Origin of the sequence: Microseira sp. BLCC-F43 (assembly GCF_041929235.1) — a bacterium.
Lineage (GTDB): Bacteria > Cyanobacteriota > Cyanobacteriia > Cyanobacteriales > Aerosakkonemataceae > Microseira.
In genome coordinates this window covers 1-11018 of record NZ_JBHFNP010000165.1, presented here as the reverse complement: position 1 = coordinate 11018, position 11018 = coordinate 1, and the positions used below count along the sequence as shown (strand labels likewise).

General features: G+C 41.6%; 11 protein-coding genes and 1 pseudogene. 11 read left to right on the top strand and 1 reads right to left on the bottom strand.

All coding sequences use genetic code 11. From position 1 onward, the window contains the following. Positions 1 to 659: 659 nt before the first annotated feature. Positions 660 to 2069 (bottom strand): annotated as a pseudogene (locus ACE1CM_RS23175) (AAA-like domain-containing protein). Positions 2070 to 2571: 502 nt separating this feature from the next. Here ACE1CM_RS23175 and ACE1CM_RS23170 point away from each other — a divergent pair. The 11 genes from ACE1CM_RS23170 to ACE1CM_RS23120 all read left to right on the top strand — a co-directional run. Continuing rightward, a complete protein-coding gene (locus ACE1CM_RS23170; protein ID WP_374880776.1) occupies positions 2572 to 3147 on the top strand; it encodes an NfeD family protein in 576 nt (191 codons plus the stop codon). A 127-nt stretch (positions 3148 to 3274) separates the two neighbouring features. Continuing rightward, entirely contained in the window at positions 3275 to 3655 is a 381-nt protein-coding gene (locus ACE1CM_RS23165) for a paraslipin (protein WP_374880778.1), read from the top strand. 78 nt (positions 3656 to 3733) lie between these two features. After that, entirely contained in the window at positions 3734 to 4117 is a 384-nt protein-coding gene (locus tag ACE1CM_RS23160) for an NfeD family protein (RefSeq protein WP_374880774.1), read from the top strand. An 86-nt stretch (positions 4118 to 4203) separates the two neighbouring features. Continuing rightward, positions 4204 to 4977: a hypothetical protein gene (locus tag ACE1CM_RS23155; protein ID WP_374880772.1), complete on the top strand. Its 774-nt coding sequence runs from the start codon at positions 4204 to 4206 to the stop codon at positions 4975 to 4977. A 10-nt stretch (positions 4978 to 4987) separates the two neighbouring features. After that, positions 4988 to 5746 carry a sterol desaturase family protein gene (locus ACE1CM_RS23150; RefSeq protein WP_374880770.1) on the top strand — a complete coding sequence of 253 codons (759 nt, stop codon included), beginning with the start codon at positions 4988 to 4990 and terminating at the stop codon, positions 5744 to 5746. Between the two features lie 3 nt (positions 5747 to 5749). Continuing rightward, positions 5750 to 6289: a rhodanese-like domain-containing protein gene (locus tag ACE1CM_RS23145; protein WP_374880768.1), complete on the top strand. Its 540-nt coding sequence runs from the start codon at positions 5750 to 5752 to the stop codon at positions 6287 to 6289. Between the two features lie 6 nt (positions 6290 to 6295). Continuing rightward, the gene (locus tag ACE1CM_RS23140) at positions 6296 to 7468 is read left to right on the top strand and encodes a cysteine peptidase family C39 domain-containing protein (protein ID WP_374880766.1); all 1173 of its coding nucleotides are present in this window, start codon (positions 6296 to 6298) and stop codon (positions 7466 to 7468) included. Between the two features lie 107 nt (positions 7469 to 7575). Next, positions 7576 to 8073, top strand: a complete 498-nt coding sequence (locus ACE1CM_RS23135) for a hypothetical protein (protein WP_374880764.1) — start codon at positions 7576 to 7578, stop codon at positions 8071 to 8073. 24 nt (positions 8074 to 8097) lie between these two features. Further along, positions 8098 to 9714: an AAA-like domain-containing protein gene (locus ACE1CM_RS23130; RefSeq protein WP_374880762.1), complete on the top strand. Its 1617-nt coding sequence runs from the start codon at positions 8098 to 8100 to the stop codon at positions 9712 to 9714. Positions 9715 to 9874: 160 nt separating this feature from the next. Next, positions 9875 to 10354 carry a WD40 repeat domain-containing protein gene (locus ACE1CM_RS23125; protein WP_374880760.1) on the top strand — a complete coding sequence of 160 codons (480 nt, stop codon included), beginning with the start codon at positions 9875 to 9877 and terminating at the stop codon, positions 10352 to 10354. Positions 10355 to 10535: 181 nt separating this feature from the next. Then, on the top strand, positions 10536 to 11018 hold a 483-nt coding region (locus tag ACE1CM_RS23120; RefSeq protein ID WP_374880758.1), incomplete at its 3' end, for a hypothetical protein.

Genomic DNA, 11018 nt, shown 5'->3' with positions numbered 1-11018 from the left:
CCGTGTCCCGGCTTCTAATTATGGGTAATCGACCGGACATGATATGAAGATAAATAAACCGCTTGTTTTCCGATCGTTTTTGTTGAGTTGGATCTATTTTTATTTTAATATTTCTTTCCTTTTCCTATAAAGCCATTTTGCCAGTAGCAATACTTACAGCTGATTGAAAATGTGTGAGGTACCGAATTAAGGCTGAGTTTGTGTAGCGCCACCCTTCAGGGTGCCGCTACACAAACTCAGCCTTAAGGCTGTACCTCACTCATTTGCAATCCGCTGTAAGTCTTGCTCCTGGCAATATGCCTTTAGAGGAAATGGAAAGAATTATTAAATTAAAAATCGATCCAACTCAACAAAAACGATCGGAAAACAAGCGGTTTATTTATCTTCATATCATGTCCGGTCGATTACCCATAATTAGAAGCCGGGACACGGCATTATTAACGTTATCTTTTTGTCCGAGATATCTCTTTAGCCTTAGTCCCTACGCAACAACTCTGTGAGGTTTTTTATTATGGGCAATTCAGCGGACATCATATCACTCACATCTTGCACAATTCTCAACAAGCCTGGAAACCCTTGTTGATTGACGAAAACTCTGGGCTTTCAAGTTTAGCTATTTGGCAGAAACTAAGGTGTGAGCCTGGGTGCAATATCTGAACTCACCTACTTATATTTCCCAGGCGTTCGCTAAAATATTCCCGATACAATTTACACCTGGTAATACAATCATTGCCATCCATTTTCACCAAGCCCATACTGTTTAATTTAAATCCCTGTTCTAAGGGCAAGCGCACGCTTTCTGAAGTCGTTACTACCTGTTCAAACGCCAATTTTATTTCTGGATATTTGTCTAAATTCCACAAATGCCGTCCCAGGTGGTCGCTGTAAATTCCTGCTTCTGTAGCAGATTCTTGAATTAACCGTTCTAGGGTCATATCTCCACGGGAAATATGATACATTGCTAGTCGAACTAAGAAAGGATGTCCTCCCACTAAATCCATCAGTTGTTCGACTTTATTTTCATCACAATCGATTCCGTGTCGCCTTGCCAATTCTTGCAATTGCCGGGGGTTAAACTCTGGTAATTCTATCGGCAATCCCAGATTAAACGGGGATTTATTCATATCTAAAGGGATATAAAATTCGGTGGAGTGAACTACAATTAAGCGAAACTTTTTCCATTTTTAAGACCGCTTTGACTCTTCGTGCAACGCTCGCAATAAGCCTAAAAAATCATCGGCAATTTCGGGAAATTCAAAGATTCGATCGACTTCATCTAACCCTAAAGTCAGGGGCGGCAAATTTTCTGATAACAAATACTGTTCAAAATAAGCTTTACAACAGAGATTGCTACCAATAATATCGGCTAGCTGCCAGCAGTTGGATAATGAATCTATTTCTCCCAAAGCTAGACCTACGCCAGCACAAAACCACTGTAAAAATGTATCTAAATTGGTAAAAATTCGCTTACTAGCTAGCTGAAAATTGAGAGCGATCGCTCGCGATCCTTGGGTTTCGGCGCCATGCAAAATCCTTGACATTAGGGACGTTTTACCCATCTGTCTAGGGGCTTTAATCCGGATCAAAGCACCGGGTTGAACAATTGTTTCATAACAGCGGGCTTCGATGGGAGGACGTTCGATATAAAAGCGAGAAGCTAATTCAACTTGCCCTTCTGGTAATTCCGGTGGGGCATTGGGAATTGGTAATTCTGCTTCTACGCTTTCTGAAGTAATGTTTTTCCAGGATATAGCTAATTCATGGTCAGAAGGTAAGGAAGTACGACTTTCTTTAATCAGCTTTAAAAGTTCTGAGGCTAAAGGTGAAATATCTTGGGTACAATCCCACTGCCAGGGTTGAATTCCTTGTAAAAGTTCAAGTAAGTCGAAGGGGAGAGTGTATTCCCAAGGTAAGTCTAGGCAGATGGGTAAAATAGCTGGTTTTTGGGGAGTGTTGTCATGCAATTCTCTCGCGAGTTGCACTGTTTCTAATACAATTTCGCTGATAGCAGTTGTTGGGGATAATAGCAGCAAAAAATAATCGCTGTAATGTAGAGATTTTGCCTGCATTTCTACATTGTGACCTGCCGCAGTCAAAGATTGCTGCAATTGGATGGCGAGGCGATCGCATTGCGGATGATGGCTAATAAAAATTTTGGCTTTAAAGTCGGATACTTCGTTTTGGGGCAGGTTATCGGATAAATCGGCGATATTGCGCCATTCTTGCCCCAAAGCTTGGCAAATTTCCAAGAAATTGGCGTAATCTACGGGTTTGCCGTTGAGAAAGTTGCTGACGGTAGATTGGGCGATGCCTAAGTCTTCCGCGAGGATTTTTTGGCTGGGAAAACCGTTTCTGAGTAAAGAGGATTTGACGGTGGGGATGTATTGGGGATGGATTTTAAGCGATCGCGGCATTGCAGCCCTATAAAAAATAGACTTGCTGCGATTTTAAACCCCCGTCGCATTCAAAGTCGATGAGAAGTCGATGAGTTCTCGATAAAGTCAGTCGAGAACTCAGGTATCCACCTGTCTTAATCAAGAAAAGCAAGGGTTTGGACAGGAGGTGAAGCGATTGCCCTTAATTGATTCACAACTGAGTTTTCCACTGTTTTGGTTAGGATTTGGTCTTGTTCTTTGCCTGCTGGAACTGTTTCTACCAAAAACTCTGGTTACTTACTACAGATTTGTGCCGTTATTCTCAGGAATTTGTTCTTTACTTGTAGCGTTCCTTTTATTTCGGGCGAACCAAGTGCCGGAGTTTAAATATCAGATCCTTTACTGGATGGGATTGTCTTTAGCTTCAGTTCTTTGGATACGTCCGATGATCCGCAAGCGCAAAAAATATGTGGTGCGAGAAGCAACGGAAGCGAAAACGGTGACGGAAATTTTACCGGGAGAAACGGGACGAGTGCTTTATGAAGGCTGTGTTTGGCAAGCTTATTGTGAGGATCGAACTTGCCCGATCGCATCCAACCAAAAAGTCTTTGTTTTGCGCCGCGAAGGCAACACGCTGGTTGTAGTTCCAGACAGACTGTTTCTTCCACGATCGCTCAATTTTTCACTCAATTATCAGGAGAATCACAATGGATTTCTTTCAACTTGTATTGTTCTCGTTTTTGACGCTTTCTGGTACAACCCTTGCGTCTAGTGTCAAAATTGTCCGCCAAGGAGATGAAGCGATTGTGGAAATGCTAGGTAAATATGATGGCAAAAAACTCGAACCTGGACTTACACTTTTGATTCCCTTTATCGAACAGGTAGCTTATAAGTAAACCCTGCGGGAACAAATTTTAGAAATGCGTCCAATTCAATGTCTAACGCTAGACAGAATGGCTGTAACAGCTAATTTTATAGTTGACTGGCGGCTGACAGATATCGAGAAAGCTTATTACAAGGTACAAAACCTCAAAGACGCGATGATGAACTTGCTGATTCTCGACATTCGCACAGAAATTGCCAAACTTGAACTCGAAGAAATGTTTAATGGTAGAGACAGACTGAATCAAGCTTTGGTAGAAAGATTGGATATATCAACAGAACCTTGGGGAGTGAAGATTACGCGAGTAGAAATGATGGACTTTACCATCGGGAATAAGCTGATTCATGAAGGGTTAAAAACTCCAGCCAAAAGCTTGAATACTGTAGGAATTCGGTAAGCTTATCCTAGAAACCCGGTTTCTTTGGGTAAGGGGCAGGCAAGATGCCTACCCCACAAGAATAAAACAAATCTTGCGATGTTTAAATTCTATGATGTACTTAAATTCGATGAATTTACTAGCACAATGGCAGAAGCACTCGGATTTGATTGGCGCTATGTCATGTATGAAGAATTTAATGTCCAAGTAATGTATTGGATGGGTGTCTCTCTCGCCTTGGTTATCTGGGTGCGTCCTACTTTAATTAAGCGCAAAAAGGTTGTGATTCCCGATGCAACTGAAGCCAAAACCTTGACGGAAATTTTACCCGGAGAAACTGGAAAAGTTCTCTATGAGGGAAGTTTCTGGAAAGCGCGTTGTGCTGACAGGTTTAGCAAGATTGAACCAAATGAAAAAGTTTACGTTTTGCACCGAGATGGTAACAGGTTGATTGTGACTTTAGACAAGATGTTTCAGTCATAGGTGACATAGTTTAATTCAGTTGCCTGCATAAGTCAAACCGCGTCAGATATATGTAACTGTAGAACACTGAACTCAGGAGAACAACCATGCAACTTCATCCCAATCCCAATTCCTCCCTCGTCGTCTATAACAATCATGAACTTGCAACTTACAAATCGCGCCGATCTATTTCTCGGAAGCAGTGGCAATCTTTCATCAAAGTTACATTAGGCGCTGTATTTTTAGTACTGATTCTTGCCTTACCAGCAATAGCTTGTGGTCCCGCAAAAGGGTTATTATTTGCCTCCAATGTTTTCTTTCTTCCCGCAGGCGCATCAATTTCTAATTATGGAATCCCTCTCCTCGCTATCATCTGCATCGAAGCTTTTATTCTGCATAAAAGAGAATCGCTTCCTTATCTCAAAGCTGTTGGAATAGCTGTAGGAGGAAATATTTTCTACCTGATAGCCAGCTTATTCAGTAACGTATTTTTTGTTTTAATTCTTCCCGTAGCGGTAATTGGTGGGGCGATTTCTGCTGCGATGTGCCTCTATTTTTGTCAGCGGGTAGGTTTCTTAAAAAACCTGAGTAAACGGATGTTTGCATTCTTAGTTTATCTGCTGTTTGTTGGCATGGGAGTTGCCCAGGTATTTCTCATGGTATCTATGACGATTTCGGCAGGAGTTAGTTATCTTTATGCAGCGACAGCGGGGTTATTGCTGATTGGATTTATCTTTGGATTTGTGATGAAAGGTTATGCGATCTCTCGCCTTCTCAAAGACAAACGCCCCAGTCTTGCTGCGACTGTCATGTCGATGCAGGTAGGTGCTTATCCTGTGGTTGCGATCGCGTACTATTTTATGGCTAGCAAAACCTTCTAACCGATTAAATATGTTCCCCGAAGTTATCAAAGGTTTCATTGTCCTAGCTTTCATCTTTCTGCCCCTAGAAAGACTCTTCACCTTACACCCCCAAAAGATATTTCGCCCTCACTGGGTAACAGATGCAACCTACTTTTTCATCGGCAATTTAATTGGTAAAGCAGGTATTGCAATTAGTGGGTTTATCGCCTTCTCTATCTTAGGCAATTTCATCAATCCAGAATTGCAAAACCGAGTCGCATCTCAACCCGAATGGTTGCAGTTTTTAGCAGCAGTCATCATTGCCGATACAGCTTATTACATCGCTCATAGACTATTGCATACCGTTCCTTGGATGTGGAAATTTCACGCCGTTCATCACAGCATTGAACACCTAGATTGGTTAGCGACTGTGCGAGTGCATCCCCTCGACCAAATATTTACCAAAACCTGCCAAATGATTCCTCTGTACTTGTTGGGTTTTAACGCCAAAAGCTTGTCTATCTACGCTCTTTTTTCAGCAGGAATAGCTTTCTTCATTCATTCCAACATCCGATTAAAATTTGCGCTGTTAAAATGGTTGATAGCCACCCCTGAGTTCCATCATTGGCATCACGTTAACGAGCCAAAAATTCACAATAAAAATTTTGCTGCTCAGATTCCCTTGTTGGATTGGTTGTTCGGAACTCTCTATACAAGTGAAAGACGAACGCCCAATCGATATGGTATACCAGAGCAAGTTCCTAGCGACTATTTCAGACAAATACTGCATCCGTTCAAAGGAAAATAACCCATGCAAAATCAAACTGCAAAACTGTGGATAAAACGTTATTTACATCCCTTACCCATAATTATTAGCCTGGGAATTCTGGGTATCAGTTCGGTGAGTGTAGCAGCAGTGGTGAATCATATGGATGTGCCAACCTTTATCGCTAGTTTTAGTACCAAACAAGTAACCGTTGCCGATTTTCAGCAGGGGAAAATACAAAAACCTGTAATTTTAATTGACGTGAGAACTCCTGAAGAATACGCAGAAGACCATATCGGTAAAAGTTTGCTGGTTCCCATCACTGAAATTGAGAATGGTTCAGGTATGCAGCAAATTCAAGCCATTGCTAAAGCCAATAGTAAACCCGATCGACCCCAGCCAACCATCGTCCTTTATTGTACGCGAGGGCCGCGCTCAACTAAAGCATATAAGCTATTAGAAAAAACCGGTTTAAATTTTGTTGTTCTCAAAGGAGGCATCACAGCGTGGCGAGAAAATGTGCCTGCTGCTAAAAAAGATGTAGAGATATTAGGATGGTTGAATTCTATAACCATAGTGGTGTAAAGAAAGATGGGACAGGAGATAGCGAACGCTACAATTTTCGCCTCATGGCTTTTCTTCTTCGGACTGCAAATAGGACGATCCTTAGCAGGGAAAGGAGTTAAAGCCAACGACATTTTTAAAGGCAAAAACTACCTTGCAATAGTCTTTCTCAGTTTGTACATCGGTTTGATATTACTGGCTCGTTTTGTTCCCGAAATGTCAGCTTTACCCTTTGAATGGCGCGTTTACAGTCTAAAAACAACCTGGACAATCTTGCGTTTATTGCTGATATTTATCTGCGGCATTAGTTTGGCAATTAGCTGGTATACTGCCCGCGTCCAGGTCGTCGCTGTTGTGGTGATTGGATTATTAGGATTGGGTGGATTTCATGCAGCGGAATCTTATTTTTTGGCGCCGATTCACGCCACTTTAGAAAATAATCTTCAGCCAGGCGTATTTAGACAAACTTCTAACAGCAGTTGTGCCCCCTCTGCTTTAGCAACTGTATTGCGACTTTGGGGAATAGAAGCAACTGAATCAAGCGTAGCAAAGCTAGCAGGAACAACTCGGTTAGGAACATCGATGCCGCAACTTTTGGTCGCAACTCGCGCTGTGGGAATGGATGGAATAGAATTAGATGCAAATTGGGAGCAAATGCAGCAAATAAACCGCCCCGGTGTGTTGGGATATTGGTCGGGAAGCGGTATTTTTCGACTCCCTCATGCGGTAGCGTTGCTGGGTTTAAATGACAATTTCGCTATCGTTGGTGACCCAAGTTGGGGGAGAATTTATCGCATCCATCGGGCGCGTTTTGAGCAATTTGGCGGCGGACAATATCTGCCAATTTTTCGGCATCAGGATATTTCAGTTACCAGCGAACAAACTTTGTTGTATCTTCATAAATTAGGCCAAAAAATTCAGAATAATGCTGAATTAGCAACGGCTATCCGGCGCTTTCAAAAATCGGTAGGTGTGAAGGTAACGGGTGAGTTAGATACTCAGACAGTGCTGCTGTTAAGTGGTGAGTTTCTCAAAGGAGTTCCGATGCTTAAATCTAGAGATAGTTTGAATAGTCTTAATTTAGAGCTTGCGCCTGTGAAGTTCACCCGCCAGGGAATAAATTCCCTGGCTAATAGCGAAATTCCTCTCAAGAGGAATGGTAGAGATTTGCAGTCCACTTCAGTGGACTTAAGCTATTAGCCCGGAAATTTATTTCCGGGCGGGATTACGGGTTGGTGCGAAAGCGGGATTACGGGTTGGTGCAAGAGTTAAATTTAAGTTCAATCGTTCAATTGTAAAGTCAAACAATGGTTATTTTAGAACAAACAAAAACTCAACTTAAATTCCGCTATCGACCTTATTCACTTTGGATGGCTACAGGTGGTTGGATTGCCGGTACTTTGTTCCTCGTTCCGATTATTTACCTGCAACTTTCTTGGATGTTCTATCTTTGGTGGATACCCTTATTCCTGGTCTTGAATATTGTGGCTAGTATCGCCCTGCTTATTTTTACCGGAAAGGTTGTCATCTGTCATTTTGATAAGGATTATAATGGATTCACGCTCAAGGGATGCGGCTTGCTGAATACTCAAGTTATTTGGCATCCCTTAGCTCATATTATAGATGTCCAAGTTGAAGCCATTGGCTGGAATCCAGATCGCAACGCTACCTGCCAGATTGCGCTGTTTCTTAAATCGGGCGATCGCATCTCCCTTGACTTGGGTTTAGCTTCCATCAATGACAAGTTGAACGCGGTTAATCTAATCCGTAAGTTTCTGGATATGCCACCTCAAAAGTGGAATTAATCAACTGTAATCCTGGTAACCACAATGACAAACTATCAATATCAAATTGGCGGCAGTTTACCCAAGGATGCACCCACTTATGTGGTGCGACAAGCTGATAATGAACTCTATGAAGGACTCAAAGCTGGGGAATTTTGTTATGTCCTAAATTCCCGCCAAATGGGAAAATCCAGCTTGCTGGTACAAACGATGCAACGGCTCAAATCTGAAGGAATTGCCTGCACGACTATCGACCTTTCAGCAATTGGTAACCAGCAGGTTTCTTTAGATAAATGGTATGGCGGCGTTGCCTACAAAATCTTGTGCGGTTTCGATCTATTTAACCCAATCGAATTTATGACTTGGTGGAAAGACAGAGAACTCATTCCCCCAGTCCAACGCTTGGGCGAATTAATAGAAGAAGTCCTGGTTGTCAAGGTTTCTCAAAAAATCGTTATTTTTATCGATGAAATTGATAGCGTTCTCAGCTTTAAAGAACCTCTAGATGACTTTTTTGCCCTGATTCGATCTTGCCATAACAAACGCGCCCAAAAACCAGATTATCAGCGGATCGCGTTTGCGCTTTTGGGAGTCGCGACGCCTTCTGATTTAATTTCCGATCCCACTCGCACGCCGTTTAATATTGGTCGCGCGATTGAATTGCATGGGTTTCAATTCCAAGAAGCGTTACCCTTAGCTAAAGGATTTGAGGGAAAAGTACATAACCCGGAAGAAACTTTAAAAGAAATTTTGGCGTGGACAGGGGGACAACCGTTTTTGACTCAGAAGCTTTGTAAATTAGTAGTTCAAGTAGCGACGGATAAATTGAGGACTGAAGTCCTTACTACGAACTTATCTGAATTAGTGAAATCCCAGATTATTGAAAATTGGGAATCTCAGGATGAACCAGCTCATATTCGGACGATACGCGATCGCATCACCAAAAACCCCCAATCTGCTGGCAGGTTACTGGGACTTTATCATAAAATCCTCCAACAAGGAGAAATCCCAGCCGACGATACTCCCGAACAAACCCAATTAAGATTATCGGGATTAGTAGTAAGTCACGCGGTAAAATTAAAAGTATACAATCCCATCTACGAATCTATTTTTAATCTAAATTGGGTTGAAAAAATATTTTTATATTTGCGTCCCTATGCTGAATCTTTAAATGCTTGGTTAGCTTCTAACTGTCAAGATGAATCAAGATTATTGCGAGGACAGGCTCTGCAAGATGCCCTCAATTGGGCGAATGGTAAGAGTTTGAGCCATCAAGATTATCAGTTTTTAGCCGCTGCTCAAGAAGCTGAATTAGCCGAAATCCGCAAAATAGAAACCCAAAATCATGCTGAAATTGAACGGCTAAATCGAGAAAAAGAGTTGCTAGAACAACTGAGTCAAGAAAAAGAAAAACGAAAATTAACTGAAGCCAAACTTCACCACGAACGAAAATTAAGATTCGCGCTAAATATCCGCGCTTTCATTTTTTTGGGTCTATTCTTTGCTTTGATAATTGAGATAATTTGGTTGAAATCCTTGACAGATGCCAAAAATAAAGAACTGAATGCTTTGAGTTTATATTCAGAGTCTTTATTTGATTCCAATCAAAAGTTGGATGCCCTAATCCAAAGCAGACAAAAAATTATGGGGTATTGGAATTAATCCCGATACTAAAATGCGAATTTTAATCGCGCATCAAACTGTTTACTATTTTAAATAACCGCAGCAATTCCCGGATAAAAATAATCAAACTAGCTGGATAAACTTCGCTTCAGATAGTCAGGCGCTTGCTGCTTTAAGTCAAAATATAACCTTTAACATTTTGAAGGTACATCAAGGTTTAACAACCGATATAAAGTTCAGTCCGGATAATCAAACGCTTGCTTCTGCAAGTGGTGATGGAACGGTAAAACTTTGGAATGTTAATGGTATTTTGCTCGGTATTTTAAAGCATAAAAGTCCGGTGAATAGCATTAGCTTTAGTCCGGATGGTCAAACTCTGGCATCGGGAAGTAACGATAAAATGGTGAGAGTTTGGCACGTTGATGGCACGTTGCTGAAAACTTTAAAGCATCACAAAGCAGAAGTTAAAAGCGTTAATTTTAGCCTTGATGGTCAGATGCTAGCAACTGCTGGTGCTGATGGAAAAGTTATTCTGTGGAATTTGAATTTAGAGGAAATGCTAGTTGAGGGATGTCAGGTGTTGCGCGCTCGCATCCATCATCACCCAAAGATTAGTCCACAGGTTAGCGAAGAGGTGCAAAACGCATATCGCCGTCTTTGTGATGGAATTGGCGGATAGAGAAACCCCCAGAAGGCTATGCCAAACTTGCAAATTACCCCGCTCCGTAAAATTAACTATATGCTCGAATAATTGTGAAAAATTAACGGATTTTTCATAACAAATTATAGTGGTATTTCCCTATATTGTCAGGCTTAATTTTGCAATAATTGTCTGAGAACATACCTAGAGGGAATTATTGATGGATATACTGTTTAACGAAGCTAAAATCACGTTTGAATTTTACCAGCAACTCAACCATGCTTTTGTTCTCCACATTGATAGCATCATTAGCAAAATACCAGGAGCATTACCACTCATATCCCAAGCAGTACAACTCTCAAATTTAAAACACCAATTCCCGCAAATCCTACAGGTGAACCATCAGACAGACACAATCGGTGAATTCAGTGGCATCAGTAACCGCGATATTCTTACAGGAAATCAACCAGAGCAACCTCTGTTGCATCCACTCCCAGCAGAAGATAAGACCTCCCTACCTCAAAACGACCCGCTCCTGGGGGATACCAACAATATCAATATTTTGGCTGCTGCTACCCCAAATAACGCCATGCTCTTGGGCATATACTATGGCAACCAGGGCTGGAATATGCCACAAGTCCAAGCATTAGAAAGCTGGCAGGGCAAGAAAAATGCTGTTGTCAATTTGTTTACCAATTGGACA